This is a genomic window from Burkholderia diffusa (assembly GCF_902499115.1).
Classification (GTDB): Bacteria; Pseudomonadota; Gammaproteobacteria; order Burkholderiales; family Burkholderiaceae; genus Burkholderia; species Burkholderia diffusa.
This window is the reverse complement of the sequence record NZ_CABVPN010000012.1, coordinates 140010-155332: the sequence shown is the minus strand read 5'-3', so window position 1 is coordinate 155332 and position 15323 is coordinate 140010. Positions and strand designations below refer to the sequence as shown.

Annotated in this window: 15 protein-coding genes and 1 pseudogene; 6 read left to right on the top strand and 10 right to left on the bottom strand. The window is 62.0% G+C overall.

Annotated elements, in window-relative coordinates; genetic code table 11:
• The 4 genes from BTE28158_RS14320 to hyfB are packed head-to-tail and all read right to left on the bottom strand — an operon-like array spanning position 1 to position 5067.
• Positions 1-1464 carry a hydrogenase 4 subunit F gene (locus BTE28158_RS14320; RefSeq protein ID WP_151049260.1) on the bottom strand — a complete coding sequence of 488 codons (1464 nt, stop codon included), beginning with the start codon at positions 1462-1464 and terminating at the stop codon, positions 1-3.
• Positions 1457-2116 (bottom strand): formate hydrogenlyase, encoded by a 660-nt coding sequence (locus tag BTE28158_RS14315; RefSeq protein ID WP_151049262.1) that lies wholly within the window; start codon positions 2114-2116, stop codon positions 1457-1459. Before BTE28158_RS14315 ends, BTE28158_RS14320 begins: the two co-directional genes overlap by 8 nt.
• Positions 2117-3067 carry a respiratory chain complex I subunit 1 family protein gene (locus BTE28158_RS14310; RefSeq protein WP_124625383.1) on the bottom strand — a complete coding sequence of 317 codons (951 nt, stop codon included), beginning with the start codon at positions 3065-3067 and terminating at the stop codon, positions 2117-2119.
• Entirely contained in the window at positions 3061-5067 is a 2007-nt protein-coding gene (gene hyfB, locus BTE28158_RS14305) for a hydrogenase 4 subunit B (RefSeq protein WP_151049264.1), read from the bottom strand. The genes BTE28158_RS14310 and hyfB overlap by 7 nt, the downstream gene beginning before the upstream one ends.
• Before the next feature lie 247 nt (positions 5068-5314).
• On the opposite strand from hyfB, the gene BTE28158_RS14300 reads away from it, so the two are divergent.
• Both BTE28158_RS14300 and BTE28158_RS14295 read left to right on the top strand, forming a co-directional pair.
• A complete protein-coding gene (locus tag BTE28158_RS14300; protein WP_059602518.1) occupies positions 5315-6082 on the top strand; it encodes a YoaK family protein in 768 nt (255 codons plus the stop codon).
• A gap of 109 nt (positions 6083-6191) precedes the next feature.
• Entirely contained in the window at positions 6192-6389 is a 198-nt protein-coding gene (locus BTE28158_RS14295) for a ribbon-helix-helix protein (protein ID WP_069228003.1), read from the top strand.
• A 13-nt stretch (positions 6390-6402) separates the two neighbouring features.
• Here the strand turns inward: BTE28158_RS14295 and BTE28158_RS14290 are convergent, their stop codons facing one another.
• Complete coding sequence (locus BTE28158_RS14290) at positions 6403-7239, bottom strand: spermine/spermidine synthase domain-containing protein (protein WP_151049266.1); 837 nt, start codon at positions 7237-7239, stop codon at positions 6403-6405.
• Positions 7240-7333: 94 nt separating this feature from the next.
• Complete coding sequence (locus BTE28158_RS14285) at positions 7334-7681, bottom strand: alkylphosphonate utilization protein (RefSeq protein ID WP_151049280.1); 348 nt, start codon at positions 7679-7681, stop codon at positions 7334-7336.
• Between the two features lie 206 nt (positions 7682-7887).
• Here BTE28158_RS14285 and BTE28158_RS14280 point away from each other — a divergent pair, with 206 nt between their 5' ends.
• From BTE28158_RS14280 to BTE28158_RS14265, 4 genes are all read left to right on the top strand, one after another.
• Entirely contained in the window at positions 7888-8334 is a 447-nt protein-coding gene (locus tag BTE28158_RS14280) for a hypothetical protein (RefSeq protein WP_151049268.1), read from the top strand.
• Positions 8335-8623: 289 nt separating this feature from the next.
• Positions 8624-8845, top strand: a complete 222-nt coding sequence (locus BTE28158_RS14275; protein WP_082728952.1) for a hypothetical protein — start codon at positions 8624-8626, stop codon at positions 8843-8845.
• A 173-nt stretch (positions 8846-9018) separates the two neighbouring features.
• A complete protein-coding gene (locus BTE28158_RS32495; protein ID WP_239007298.1) occupies positions 9019-9498 on the top strand; it encodes a hypothetical protein in 480 nt (159 codons plus the stop codon).
• Positions 9499-9595: 97 nt separating this feature from the next.
• On the top strand, positions 9596-10018 hold the full coding sequence (locus tag BTE28158_RS14265) for an ACT domain-containing protein (RefSeq protein WP_151049270.1): 423 nt from the start codon (positions 9596-9598) through the stop codon (positions 10016-10018).
• 510 nt (positions 10019-10528) lie between these two features.
• Here BTE28158_RS14265 and BTE28158_RS14260 read toward each other — a convergent pair.
• The 4 genes and pseudogenes from BTE28158_RS14260 to BTE28158_RS14245 form a co-directional block, all read right to left on the bottom strand.
• Positions 10529-10897, bottom strand: a complete 369-nt coding sequence (locus BTE28158_RS14260; protein WP_059602533.1) for a hypothetical protein — start codon at positions 10895-10897, stop codon at positions 10529-10531.
• 133 nt (positions 10898-11030) lie between these two features.
• Entirely contained in the window at positions 11031-12767 is a 1737-nt protein-coding gene (locus tag BTE28158_RS14255; protein ID WP_151049274.1) for a ShlB/FhaC/HecB family hemolysin secretion/activation protein, read from the bottom strand.
• A 117-nt stretch (positions 12768-12884) separates the two neighbouring features.
• A complete protein-coding gene (locus BTE28158_RS14250; protein ID WP_151049276.1) occupies positions 12885-13139 on the bottom strand; it encodes a hypothetical protein in 255 nt (84 codons plus the stop codon).
• 758 nt (positions 13140-13897) lie between these two features.
• A pseudogene (locus BTE28158_RS14245) lies at positions 13898-15292 on the bottom strand (hemagglutinin repeat-containing protein); the annotation flags it as partial.
• Positions 15293-15323: the final 31 nt, after the last annotated feature.

Sequence of the window (15323 nt, the reverse complement as noted above, 5' to 3'; positions counted from 1 at the left end):
TTATCCTGCCAGCATCGTTGCCGCCTGACGGTACCACATCGCCAGGTAGGGCGGCACGTACAGACCCAGCATCAGGCCGAGCCCCAGATGCACGAACACCGGCAGCAGCGCCGGCCGGTGTTCGAGCGGCGTCGCCGTCGTCGTTTCGCCGAACACCATCCGCTGCACGCGCGCGAAGATCGCCGCGAACGCGACGGCGAGCCCGAGCAGCAGCAACGGCGCGGTCCACGGGAGCACGTTCATCGCTGTCGTCAGGATCAGGAATTCGCTTGCGAACACGCCGAACGGCGGCAGCCCGAGAATGGCAAGCGCGCCAAGCATCAATGCCCAGCCGACCGTCGGGCTGACCTGCAGCAGCCCGCGAATGCCGTCGATCGCCTGCGTGCCGGCCTTTTGCGCGGCATGACCGACCGCGAAGAAGATCGCCGACTTGACGAGGGAATGGACCGTCATGTGCAGCAATCCGGCGAACGTCGCGATCGGGCCGCCGAGCCCGAACGCGAACGTCATCAAGCCCATATGCTCGATCGACGAGTACGAGAACAGGCGCTTCACGTCCTTCTGCCGGAACAGCGAGAACGACGCGATCAGGACCGACGCGAGCCCGAACCCGACCAGCAATCGCCCCGGCAGGCCGTTGCCGAGCGCGCCGTCGGCCAGCACCTTGCAGCGCAGCACCGCATACAGCGCGACATTCAGCAGCAGGCCTGACAGCACCGCCGAAATCGGCGTCGGACCTTCGGCGTGCGCGTCCGGCAGCCAGCTATGCATCGGCACGAGGCCGACCTTGGTGCCGTAGCCGACCAGCAGAAACACGAAGGCGATCGACATGATCGTCGGATCGAGTTGTGTCCTGATCGCGGCCAGGCTCGTCCACAGCAGCGCGTCGCCGTCGGTCAGTTGCCGGCTCGCGGCAAGATACAGCAGGATCGTGCCGAACAGCGCCTGGGCGATGCCGACGCCGCACAGGATGAAGTATTTCCATGCGGCTTCGAGGCTCGCGGCGGTGCGGTAGACACTGACGAGCAACACGGTGGCGAGCGTTGCGGCTTCCATCGCGACCCACAGCACGCCGACGTTGTCGGTCAGCAGCGCGAGCAGCATCGCGAACATGAAGAGCTGATACATGCTGTGATAGAGCCGCATGCGCGCGGCGGTCATCCTGCCGCGGGCTTCCTCGATCTGCATATAGGGCCGGGAAAACAGCGATGTCGTCCAGCCGACGAACGCCGTGAGCGCCACGAGATAGACATTGAGCGGATCGACGAAAAACGCGCGTCCGAATGCGAACGACGGACCGTACTCGACGGTGCGCGCGGCAAGCACCAGCGTTGCTGCGAACGTCAGGAAGCTGAAGCCGATGTTCAGATGGCGCGCGACCCGGCTCGGCCGCACGCAGGCAAGGCACGCTGCTCCCGCGAGCGGCAGGCCGAGCACGGCGAGCACGACGTGGGCGTCATTCATCTTTGAGTTTCTCGAGGTGATGGATGTCCAGGCTGTCGAACTGCTCGCGAATCTGGAACATGAAGATGCCCAGGATCAGGATGCCGATCAGCACGTCGAGCCCGATGCCGAGCTCGACGATCATCGGCATGCCGTTGGTCGCGGCAGCCGCCGCGAAGAACAGCCCGTTTTCCATCGACAGGAAGCCGATCACCTGAGGAATGGCCTTCGCGCGCGTGATCATCGCCATGAACGACAGCAGCACGCATGCGAGCGCAATGCCGAGCGTGCCGCGTGCGACCGATGTCGCGAGCTGGCTGATCGGCGCCGCGACATTGAACGCGATGATGACGAGCACGATGCCGATCAGCAGCGTGGTCGGGATATTGATGAGCGGCTCGACGTCGGTCTTGACGTCGAGCCTGCGAACGAGCCGATACAGGAACCACGGGATCACGCCGACCTTCAGCACGAGCGTCAGTCCGGCCGACACGTAGACGTGCACGTCGTCCGTGACGAAGCCGAGGATCAGGTTCGCCGACACGAGCGCGACACCCTGCAGCGTATAGAGATGGATCAGGGACAGGATCCTGCGCTGGCTCAGCATCGCGAACGACAGCATCAGCAGCACGGCCGCGAGGAAATTGATCAGTTGTGTCGCGTAGGCGTGCATTCATGCTCCCAGCAGCAGATGGACGAGCATGCCGATCACGGCCAGCAGGAAGGCGGTCGCCAGGAATTCCGGTACCCGGAAGATGCGCATCTTCGCGTTGGCCGTTTCGACCACGGCGAGCGTGACGCCGCCTGCCGCCAGTTTGACGAAGAGCACTGGCACGGCCAGCAGCAGCGCAACCGGATCGCCCGCATTCGCGATGCCCCACGGCACGAACAACGCGAGACCGATGCACGAATACGCGAACAGCTTGAGGCTTGCCGCCCACTCCATCAAGGCAAGGTGCCGTCCCGAATATTCAAGGATCAGCGCCTCGTGGATCATCGTGAGCTCGAGGTGAGTGGTCGGATTGTCGACCGGCAGCCGCGCATTTTCGGCCAGCGCGACCAGTGTGAACGCGATGCCGGCGAACGCCAGGCTCGGATAGATCGTGAGCTCACCGCGGCCGAGTGTCGAGACGATGCTCGTCAGCAGCGTCGACTGCGTAATCAGCGAGGCCGACAGGAGCACCATCAGCAGTGCCGGCTCCGCGAGGAAGCCGATCAGCATTTCGCGGCGCGCGCCGAGCGTGCCGAACGCCGTGCCGACGTCCATCGCCGCGAGCGACAGCGTGACGCGCGCGAGCGCAAACAGGCCGACGAGCGCGATTGCATCGGCGGCGGGCGAGAGCGGCAACTCCGTCGACAGGGTTGGCACGATCGCGCACGCGAGCGTCATGGCGGCCCAGACGACATAGGGCGCGCCGCGGAACACGGCGCTTGCGCCGTGCGCGATGACCGATTCCTTGTTGAACAGCTTGTGCAGCATCCGGTACGGTTGCCAGATGGACGGCGCACGCCGGTTCTGAAGCCAGGCGCGGCATTGGTTGACCCAGCCCGTGAGCAACGGCGCGGCCGCGATCGCTATCACGATTTCGAGAGTCTGCGAGATGACGCCGGACAGGGTTACCATCGTCTCACCAGCATCAGAAGCACGATCAGCACGACGAAACTGTATGTCAGGTAAACCGCGATCTTGCCCGTCTGCAGGCGGCCCACCAAATCAGCGGTGCGTTGCGTCAGTGCCGCGATGCGCAAGTAGAGCGCGGACCAGGTGCGATCGGTCACCGACACCCGGTAGGTCGGCTGTGCGTCGAATGGCGATGGCAATTGCCGTTCGATGTGCAGCAGCGGGGCGAAGATTTCGCGGATCGGCTGCCCGAATCCTTCCGCCGTATCCTGCATTCGCGCGGTCGTGAACGGGAAGCCGCAGCCCCACGGCGCCGCGCGTCGCAGCCGGCCGTGATAAAAACGCCGCACCAGCACCCACGCGAGTCCGCAGCATGCGATGAAGAACAACATGAAAGCAGCCGGCATGTAGCTCGCGCGAGCGGCCGACACGGGCGCGAAGAGCAGCCAGCCGTGATTTTCCGCGCCGACGCCGGCGCCGACCAGCGTATGCGTGACGCGATCCAGCAGCTTGACGAACTGCGCTGGCATCAGCCCGAGCAGCACGCTGGCGGTCGCGAACCAGCAGAACGCCAGCCGTTCCCACGTGTTCGCATCGCGGGCGCGGTTCAGCTTCGCTTCTCTCGGTTGCCCGAGGAACACGATGCCGAAGAACTTGACCATCGTGTAGCCGGCCAGTGCGGCCGACATGGCGATCAGCGCGGCGGCGATCGGCACCGTCATGGCGAGCACCGAATCCGGCAAGCCTGGCGCGAACAGGAAACTCTGCAGCAACAGCCATTCGGCCGCGAAACCGCTGAGCGGCGGCAAGCCCGCGCTTGCCGCGACACCCGCGAGCACCGCCCATGCGGTCCAGGGCATGAAGCGAATCAGTCCGCCGAGCTTGCCGAGGTTGCGCTCGCCGGTGGCGTGGAGGACGGCGCCCGTACCCAGGAACAGCAAGCTCTTGAATGCGGCATGCGCGACGATCTGGTAGAGCATCGCGGTCAGTGCGAGCGCGGACAGGCTCGGCATCCCGTATGCGCGAAACAGCACGGCAAGACCGAGTGCGACGATCATCAGGCCGACGTTGTCGATCGACGAATAGGCGAGCAAGCGCTTCATGTCGGTCTGGATGGTGCTGAACACCACCCCCAGCAGCGCGGTGCTGATGCCCAGCACGAGGAGCAGCACGCCCCACCATGCGATCTGCACGTGCAACAGGTCGAACAGGGTGCGCAGCAGGCCATACAGGCCGACTTTCAGCACGAATCCACTGAGGAGCGCCGAAACCGGCGACGGTGCCGCGGGATGGGCCTCCGGCAGCCACACGTGCAGCGGGAAGATCCCTGCCTTCGCGCCGAACCCGACAAGTGCGAACAGGAAGGCGAACGACGCGGAGAAGGTATCAAGCGACTGCGCGCGCAGGTTGGCGAAGGTGTAGTTGCCGGTGCGCGCCTGCAGAATGCCGAAGCAGAGCAGCAGCGCGAGCGCGCCGACGTGCGAGATCAGAAAATACAGATATCCCGCCCGGCGGATCTCGCCGATCCGGTGGTTGGTCATCACGAGAAACGTCGCGGATAGCGTCAGCGTCTCCCAGGCGACCATGAAAACGTATGCGTCGTCTGCGATCAACACCAGTGCGATGCTTGCGACGCAGACGTGGTATTCGAAGCAGATCAACCCGGGCGCGGATCCTTCACCCTTGCGGAAATAGCCGGCTGAAAAGGCGCCGATCCCCGTGCTGACGAGGCCGAGCACGAACAGGAAATAGCCGGACAAGCGATCGAGACGCAGATGAAAGGGCAGGCCGGGAAGCCCGATCGGCAGCACCGCCACAGACGGTTCGGCAAAGATGCCGGCGACGCCCGCCGCGCCGGCGAGCAGTCCGACCAACGCGCCGAGCGGAAAGAGGCCGTGGGCCACCAGTCGCGTGCGACGCAGCGCCCCGAGCCCCAGCGTGCCGACCGCGAGCCACGCGGCCACGGCCAGCAGGACGAAATGGACGACCGGCATGGGTGCCATCCGGAATGTCTCCAGTACGCTCGGGTTGGACGACGTGGTTGGAATGGCCGCATCTCCCGCGACGTATTCCTGCCCGCATTATGACACCGAAAGGCCAATCCCGATAACAAGGTATGATAATGTCGTTATCATTAAAGTCTCATGAATCCTCGGATGGAACGGGCGCGCGTGGCGGTTTGTCGCGGCGCTCCGGGTTCCGCCCAGGGCGTCGTTGTCCCCCCGATCCGGGCGAATGAGGGAAGATCCTATGCCTGCGCAGTACTTCCGAGGCCTGACGGGAAAACACCGTAGCGCGGCCGCGAACCGCCAGCTCGGGTTTTCGCTTGCCTTTGTTGCCGGAGCAACCAATGCCGGCGGTTTCCTCGCGGTCAAGCAATACACGTCCCACATGAGCGGGATCGTGTCGGCGATTGCGGATCAGACGGCGCTTGGCGACGTCCGGCTTGTGCTGGCCGGGGTTGGTTCGCTCGTGTCGTTTCTGGTTGGCGCCGGCTGCTCGGCGGTGCTCGTCAACTGGGGGCGCCGCCGCGGCCTGCAGAGTCAGTATGTACTGCCGTTGCTGGTGGAGGCCGCGCTGCTGCTCCTGTTCGGGCTGCTCGGCAGCCATCTCGCGCTGTGGGAAGCGTTCTTCATGCCGGTCACGGTCATCTTGCTGTGCTTCATCATGGGGCTGCAAAACGCGATGATCACAAAGCTGTCGGGGGCGGAAATCCGCACGACGCACATGACGGGCATCGTGACGGACCTCGGTATCGAGCTTGGCAAACTCTTTTACTGGAATCGCTCGAATGCAGACATGCACGCGCATGCGGTGATCGCAAACCGCGCGAAGCTCAGGATTCACGGAACGATGCTGGCGTCGTTTTTTGTCGGCGGGCTGGCCGGCGCAATCGGCTTCAAGCATGTCGGCTACGTGTCGACCGTGCCGCTTGCCGCAGCGCTCGTCACGCTGGCGATCGTACCCGTTGTCGACGACGTGCTTGAATATCTCTATCGACTTGACCGCAGGTCGTGAGCCGGTCGCCGAGCCGGATCAACACGCGTGTGCCGCATGTTCTCCGGTGCTGTAGGCAAGGGCCGGTGCATTATAATTCGATTAGCATATTTGCCGACTCTATCCTGCAATGGAAACGAAAACCGCACGCTTGACCATCCTGATCGATCCCGCCAAGAAAGAAGCGTTCGACATGCTCTGCGCGGAGCAGGACCTGACGCCGTCGCAAGTCGTGCGGCAGTTGATCCGCGAGTATCTCGAGCAACACGGCGTGAGCTACAGGACGAAGAGCGCGCTCGGCAAGCGGGTGAAGCGAAGCGCGGGCTGAGCTCGCAAGCCGTCTAGGCGTCGATTTCCCAGTGTGCATGCCCCTGCGCATGCCAGGTCAACCGCTTTGGATCGAGGCGTTCTCCCTCTTTCATGCGCCGAGCGGTTGACGACAGCTTGAGTTCGCCGGCAAACGCGAACGAGAGCGCGCGTTCGAACAGAACTTGCCTCGATGGCAAACGAAGCGACCCTTTCCAGGCGAAGGCGACGAAATTGCTGTCGTCGTCGCATCGGACAACCGCATACGAAGGGCCGAACACGGAGCCCAGGCGCTCGATGTGAGCGGGCAGCGACGGGTCGTCGTCCGCCAGATTGATCGCGAGCACTCCGGAATCGCTCAATCGCTCGCGACAGGCGGTAAAGAACGCGATATCCGCACACCGGCTCGGCATGCCTTCCGCGACGAAGGCATCCAGCAGGATCACGTCGGTGTGGACATCCTCCCGTGTCACGTACTCCGCGCCATCTGCACAGATCACCTTGAATCGAGCGTCGTCTGCCGGAATCCTGAACACGTCGCGTAGTGCGATCACTTCCGGATTGATTTCGACCGCGTCGATGGTCACGCAGGGCAGATGCCGATAGCAGTACTTTGCCAAGGAGCCGCCCCCGAGCCCGATCATGCACATATGTCCGGCGGCCGGGTGCAGCAGCAGACAACCCATCATGGTTCGCGTATAGCCGAGCGCCAGTTTGTCGGGCGTGCGCAGCGACATGAAGCTTTGGGTAGCCTGGTGATCGAAGTGCAGCGAGATTGCGTGCTGCGTCTCCAAAACGTACGGCCGTCCGTCATGCAGCGGGGTCGACAGAAATTCGACGAACGCATCGTAGGATGTTCGGTCATGCTCCATGCTCGATCGATCCGGGTAGTCAAGTTGTAGGTGGGGGTGGCGCCTGCAGCGAACAGCAACGACAAGCGGGTTCGCCGTCGGTGGACGCACGACGTCACATTTTCTTGAGACAGCACGCGTTGAGCAGTAAGCCGCCCATGTCGGTCTTGCAATCGACTTCGCGATCTCCGCCGACGAGGCGGATGCCCTTGTCCTCAGTGCCCGTCTCCAGCGTGATCGACGAACCCTTCACGCGCAAGTCCTTGATCAGCACGACCGAATCGCCGTCCGACGGCACGATGGCGTTCATGTCCTTGACCGCCAGCTCGACCGATTCGTCAGTGGATTCGGTGCCGGTGCCGCCGGCCGCCCATTCGTGACCGTAGTCCACGCACAGGGGTAGCGCGCCGTCCGGGTCTGTGTCCTGCATCGCGCGCTGCGGGCAGGCCGCGGCAGGGTTCATTGCGACTTTCATTTGGCAGATTCGGGCCGTCAGGGGAAAACGGGCGTTCACTTTCATCACCGAGGTTGCCATCGTGCCGTCGGCTCGCTCAGCGTAAAAAATGCACACTGTATTATAATGCCATACACATTTGCTTATTGCTGTCTTATAATCGAATCTTGCCGCCGATCGCCGGAGTTGGGGGCGGATTCGCGGAGGTAGTCGACATGTTCGATCTGGATGGGATGCTACTGCTGCCCGATCGGCGGTCCGTATTCCTGTCGGAGGTCGCGGGAAGCCGGGGGCTTATCGTTGTGGGCGTCGGACGTGGTGGCGAGCGAGGCTTCCAGATGGTCCACCGCTTCCATGAGGCGGCTGAACGGCTCGCGGCCGCCGGTATCCATCTGGCCTTCGTTTATCCGAGGGAATCGGCTCGGCACGTGATGGATCCGATCTCAGTGGCCAGTGCGCGGTTCCGGCACCACCCGAGTCTGCTTCTCGATGCAGATGGCTGCTGTTTTGCGCTGGGCGTGCCTCCTCGATTGCTCAACGCCGTGTATCTGAGCAGCGAGATGAAGCGTCTCGCCGGTTTCGAAACGGACGTGCGCGACGCGGCATGGGAAATCGAGTTGCAGGCGTTTCTGATGGCCTGCCAGGTCGCCCCCTCCCACTGAATACCAGGGCCTGTCGCACGGCACGCGCGAAGAACATGAAAACCGTCGTCTATTTTGCGTGCCACTTGTCGATCTCCCTTCATGCGTGCGGCTTCCTCGGTCGGGGGCGCCGCAAGACGTTCGTCGCGGAAACCGAGCACCTCGTCTCACTGGACTTTGGCGGTCGTGGCATGTCTCAGTACGCATCGAGGTCGGCGTCAGTTGCGACGGGCACGCCTGAGGGTGTGCCTTGCCATTCGAGTTCCAGACATACATCACCCTTGACCATGATCAAATCTTTGGAGACGCCATGAGCGATAAGGAAACTTCGACGGTTCCGACTCTTTCGACATCCGCGATCTGGGCGCTCGAGCGCCTTGCCGATATTCGTTATGGTCGCGATACGCCCGCGCTTGGCTGGTCCATTACCCGAGAGCTCATCGGCGCTGGATTCGTGCGCTATCCGACGAACGGTCGCGGAAGCGTTTCGATTACGGCAGCCGGGCAGACGTTCCTGAAAAATCGGAAGTAGTTCTTATCGATATCGCTCAGGAATCGCACGGTCGCGTTGATTCAAACATCGTTCATGTTGTGGGCGGTTGCGTCTGATATGAAAGGCGCCAACGCGGAAGTACGCGACTGCGGATTGCTGTCGCGCGCGAAGATGAAGAAACGTATCGCTGCGGACATGACAAAGGGCTGAGCGTGCTTTCCTTCCTGCGGTCCCTTTTTGCTCGGCGCAAATTTCGCCGGCTTCCCGTGGTTCGTTTTCAATCCAGGCCGATCGATCTCGGCATCGACGGGGCTCCGTATTCGGGCTGGGAAGTCGCGATCCTGGCGGCGTCCGGCGGTACCGTCGGCACGGCGACGTACAGTCTGGCACCTCGAATCGATCGGGTATTCGTCCATCGACTGGAAATTCTCGCGTCGATGAGACGCCGCGGCTATGGTCTCGCCTTCCTGTCGTATCTGCATCGAACGTATCAGTTGCCTATTACCGTGATCGACGAACTGCCGGATGGCCGACCGTTCTGGCTCGCCGCGAGAACCTTTCAATCCGGAACATTGCGGGTAACGTCCGGGAAATCATCCGATGAGTTCCGCGACGAACTGCTTCGATGGCGGCATCGGCAGGCGGTCATGCTCGGGCTGCGCCCCCAGTCGAAGAAAACGTCGGATTCCTAGGAAAACCTGCATGCCGCCCCTCGCGTAAACGGACTTGCTTGCCGCTCATGCGCGGCATAGATTGTCTTCATCGAGGTCCAGATTTTCTGGAGGTGCCATGCAACTATTCGTCGAACGTGTCGACGTTTGGGCGGCCACCATCGAGGACAAGCCGGGCGGTCTTGCGCATGTGTTGAACGCGTTGCGGGATGCTGGCGCTGATTTGCAATTCGTTGTCGCCCGACGCACGCCCGAAGCACCAGGCAAGGGGGTCGTGTTTGTCGCGCCGCTACAGGGAGACAAGGAGATCCGTGCAGCCACGCAGGCGGGATTCAATGCCACCTCGGGCGTGTACTCCATCCGTGTGATGGGACTGGATCAAGCAGGGATCATCGCAGAGCTGACCCAGCAACTGTCGGACGGCGGGATCAATCTCCGCGGCGTATCCGCTGCCGTGCTCGGCTCGCAGTTCATTGCTTATCTCGCGCTCGACTCGCAGGCCGACGCCGATAGGGCGATGGACATTTTGCAAAGGGCTTGACCAGCCGTTGTTGTCCCGTGTCTTAGCGTGCCTTCGCGCTTCGTCGTGCCATGTGCGGCAAGTACGGTGCGAGGGCAGGTGGATTGAATAGCTCGACGGTAATCGTTCACAGTTGAGTTTGGATGAAAAATAGACGCGTTGTGATAAGAATACTTATCCCAACAACGTCGATGCGAATGAACGTCGCTGTTGAACTCGCCGCCTGGCAGAGGGTCGGCCGGGATTCGTGAAATTTTCGCCAAAAAATCCATAACACAATGATTTGACGAATAAATTCTGAATCCCTGCCAACCTGGGAGAGCAGCGTTTCACCCGACGAACTTACCCTTTGCGTGCTTCGAATGCCTGATCAAACTGCCGAGCCCGCTGTACTTCGTCGCTGTGAAGGTAGGTCGACGTCGTCGAGATCGAAGCATGCCGCAGGTTATCGGTCTAGTTCTGTCTGGCTTAACTTCGGAAAGGATTACCTCGCTGACGGCTCCGCCATGCGTTGGCGTTGTGCGGCCTCCTTTACACGTCGCCGCGCGCCGCAGTCTCGCGGAAGCGGCCAAACGGATCGTGCAACGGCACCGATTGGTGCTGCATCGGGGTGGCGTCCCGGTAACGCAACAGCGCTGCCACTGCGCGCGCCGCAACCGAATACCCGAGTCCAAGCGCTCGTTCGGCCTCACGGTACGTCACGCCGTCCACCAGTACCGCGCGCGCCAGCACGAGGCCCCGCGCTGAAATCGGTCTGCCTCCGCGGCTGGGCCGTTGACGGGCAGCCACGGCCAAGGTGTCGAACTCGGCGGGCGTAAGCCGCGGCAAGTCCGCGTACGGCCGCTCGGTCGCGTCCTGAATCCCGCGCTGGTGATGTGGCTGCTGCCGCAGCGTGGGCAACGCGGACGCGGTTCGTGGCTTGCCGACAGGATGGTAGCGACCTGAGCGTTCAGGAACGCCGTCAGTTCCTTGTCCTCTCTCGTGTCGTCGGGGCGGCGAAGCACTGGACGGCTTGAACTCGAGTGCACTCTCATCAGAACTGGGCCGTCAGCTGAAACCCGAGAGTCACGCGAGCGGTCGGAAAGCCGGACGGCTTGTACACCGGCGTGCCGGCGAACAGGTCGTAGCCATAACCGCCGAAGCGTGTCGCGACGCTGCCCTTGACGCCTATCACCGCGCCGGCCAGTTGCGTGCCGACCAGCGCGACCGGCTGCGGGCCCCACACGCGCCCGTAGTCGAGGCCCGCGTAAGCCGCGAGCCCCGTCTGCCCGATCGGCGCCTGCAGCTCGTTTCGCCAGTAGAAGCCGCGTGCCGCGGCGAGCATCGTCTCGCCGTCGAAGCCGCGCACGGTGTAGCGGCTGCCAATCGTCAGGTCGTCGATGTAGTACAGCGTGTTGCCTGTGTACTGGCCGTGAAATGTCGTGACGTACCGAAACGGCTGCTGTGCGATCGCGAACGGCACCGACAGGTTCGCGTCGAGCACCGCCATCTTGTAGCGGTAGGTCGGACCGCCGTCGGCCGCCAGGCTGTCGTCCTGCGCGCCGAATGCGCCGATTCCCTGCCGGTACGCGAGCGTGCCGTCGAACTGCGCGTTGCCGAAGTAGTGCCGATCGGTCAGGCCGAACTCGATGAACGTGTTGTTGCGGCGCTGCTGCGGGATTTCGGTGTCTTCGATAAAACTCTGGCCGAAGCGGCGCGAGAGCCGGACCTGCGCGCCGAACACGTCGTTCTGGCTGCGCGACAGCACACGATTCAGCTTGAAATCGACGGTCTTCGAGTTGCCGCTTGCGATGAACGTCTGATTCACGCCGGCGATCTGCTGGTAATACGTGTTCGTGTACGCAGAAAGCGTCGCTGTCCAGTATCCCCACGGGATCGAATAGAAACCGTTCCAGCCGTGCGAGCCGAGGCGCTTGTCCCCGAATTCGAGATCCTGGCTCACGCCGATGTTGAAGATATCGTTCAGACCCAAGGGATTGTCGATGCCGAGCGACAGGTTGCCCTGTAGCCGGCCGGTCGCGCGCGTGCCCGAGTTGTCGATCGAGGCGACCACCGTCCAGGGCTTGCCGCGCTTCACGTCGAGCACGACGTCGCTCTCGCCCGGCACGTCGGCGGGGACGATCTGCATCGACACGTCCTGGCTCGAGACGCGTTTCATCTGCTCGAGGCCCTGCTCGAGGTCGCGCAGGTTCAACAGCTCGCCGTCGCGGGTCGGGAAGGCGGTTTTCCAGGTGCCGCGCAGCTTCTCGTCGGCGAAGCGCACGTGGCGGATCACGCCGGGGATCAGCGACAATTGCAGGGTGCCGGTCGACAGATCCTGTTCAGGCAGCAGCACGCGCGTCGTGACGTAGCCGCGCGCCAGGATAGCTTGCGACAGGCCCTTGACGAGCACGTCGAGGCCTTGTTTGCCGACGCACTGGCCGGCATAGTGATCGAGCCATTCGCGCGCGAAGGCGAAGCGGTCCATCGGCAATGCCGACGCACCTTGCGCTTTCACGGAAGCGGGCAGCGCGTCGGGCACGTCGAGCGAGAAATGATCGACGCGAAAGCAGGGCGACTCCGACGGCAGTGCCGGATACCCAGCACTCGCCGTCACGCCCGAACGCACCCCGGGCGCGGAGACCGCTCGTTCGCGCTCGCGCGCCTCTTCCTGCTGTCGGGTTTGCTGATCGTTGCCCGGAATGATCAAGCGGGGAGCTTCCTGCGCCGACACACTGGCCGCAATAAGCAGCAGTGCGGCGGCTGGATTCCCCCGGCGAATGGTTCTCATGTATTTTTATAAACTTGATTGTGAATGTCGACTACGTCACGCGCTTATTGGAATTTCAGGGTGTTACTTCCGCTTGACCTGATCTACACGCAGAACCCATCACCTCCGTTCTCCGTGCTACAACATTGCAAGAAGGTATGATCTCCCGAAGGTGAAGGCAGCAGCAAGGCCGACGCTCACTAACGCTCCAATAGTACTGAGTGCAGCCGGTTCGTTGTAAGCGAACCATGCAAACAGAAGTGGTGCCATGACCATCGTTGATTTTAACCAGTATAAAAATTTCGCTCTAAACGAATCCTCCAGATTTCTTCCAAAAAGAAAAAATGTAATTAGCAAGACTGCGAGAGCAATTATTACCGTGCCAACTTCCATCGTCATTTCCTCGGTCCCTTAATTTGATCCCAGGTATTTCTTATCCCCCACCAAGGGTTGGTGGATGGATCGAAAAATGGGTCCACCGATTGCGATAGTCCAGTCGCATTACCCAACGGAACACCAATTTGTTTTCCAGCGGCAATCGTTCCCGTCTTGGTCACGAAAAGAACGGCAGACTGCATTAGCGAATTTGTGCCGCCCGCCCATGTACCCAAAGCTTGCCCGTATATTCCGCCCAGTGCTCCCCCATAAAATCCACCGATAGTTTCAGCGGTTGTCAAGGGCTTCCCTGACAAAAAACTCAACCCGAGCGTTGTTGCCAATCCAGAAGCTGCCGCTTTACAAGCAGCGCCTCCCGATACCAAACAGGCAGTGACAGCAATCGCCGCCTTTCCGGTGCGCTCGTAAGCGAGATTCTGATTACGTAATTCTGCATCGGTCAGCCCTGTGTCAAGCTGCTGCTGCCCGGTGTTGTACGCGTCCTGGTTTGGTTTGATGTACTGGCTGTTGTAATCATGATTCGCATACTGAGGATCATTCTTGGGCCCGTCGTAATTCAGGCTTTGGCAACCAACAATGCTACGAATTTCCCAATCGTGTTTGCCGCCAGACGCTTCTGCTGTCTGCTCGTCGGAATTGCGCAGGATTTCAGCCACAATTCGCCCTTCGGCTTCCTGCACGCTGATTCCCAGCTTCTCTGCCACGATCTTCGCATCCTTTTTCGCCCGCGCGTATTCGTCCGGATGCAACTGCCGGTTGAAGCGATCCACGTTGTAGCCCGAGAACGCTCCCGCTTCACCGCCCACAGCGGCGCCCGCGCCCGTCGCAAGCGCGTTCGCCACGATGTTGCCCAGCGCCTGATTCATGTTGGCGTTGCCGGTCGGATCGCTGCCTGCGATCGCGCTGCTCAGCTCGTTCAGCTTGCCTGATGCGATCGACGCAATCGCCGCGCCGGCTGCGCCGCCAACCGCATTGCCGCCAGCCAGTCCCGTCACCAGCGCCGCGCCAGCACCTTGCATCAGCGCGCGGTTCGCTCCGCCTTCTTTCCACGCATCGACGCCTGCCTGGTCACCGTTGGCCGCCGCGTCCTTCATCATCTTGTCCGCGTAGTCCCCGATCCGGCGAGACACCGCCTCACCGGCCGCGCTCGCCGCTGCCATCATGTCCGCCTGTTTGGCCAGCAGATTCTGCATGTCGGGCAGTTTGGCAACCGTACCATTCGTGTTCGTCGTATCGCGGTTCAAGCTCGCCACATCCTGCTTCTGGTTCGCCGAATCCGTAATCGTGACCGTTCCGGCGCTGACGCCGCTCTTCGTCGTCGCACTGTCGCTGCCGCTGTCGTTCTGGCCGAGCATGGGCGCGGCACCACCGGCATTCTTGCCCGACGCGCTGCCGTGCGTACTGTAGTTCATCCCGCCGTCGCCGGTCGTCGCGCCCGCGCTGAAGCCGCTCGAGCTCGCATCGTAGTGCGACTGGTTCTGGATGTCGGAGAAGGAGAGGGAACCCGTCGTCAGCGAATTCTTCGACGCATCGGCGGCGCTCGCAATCAGCCCGCCTTTCAGGTCGGTATTGCCGGTGACGTTGATATTGAAGCCGCCGTCACCCGCCTGAATCCCGGCTTGTTCATTAACGCCCGCATAACTGCCCGACGCATTGCCCTTGCTCTGGCTGAAGCTCGCACTGGCGCCGCCCTGACTGATGCTGAAGCCGCCGCCAGAACTCGACTGATGCGCCGCGCTCGACATCGTATCCTGCACACTCGCGATGTTCAGATTCCCGCCCACATCGGCGTTCACCTGATTACCCTTCACGTTCGAGCCGATGATATTCGTATCGCCGCCCGAAATGATCGTCACGCCGTTTGCCGCGTTCACGTGACTGTTGTTCTGCGTGGCCAGATCGCTGTTGCCATCGCCGTTGGCCTTCGACATCGCCGCGGAAACACCAAACCCGCCCGTGCCGACCGACACACCCACGCTCGCGCTCTTCGACTCGTTCGTGCTGCGCGTCGAGTCGGTGTCCGTCGTATTGACGATATTGACCTGATTTTTCGCCGCAAGAATCACATCGTTCGCGTTCACGTTAGAGCCGGCGATCGTCATATTGCCGCTGCCCGGCTTACCGTTGCCGGTCGCCGCAAACGCGGCTGTTCGAAGAGTGGTTTTCATAACGGATTTCGTC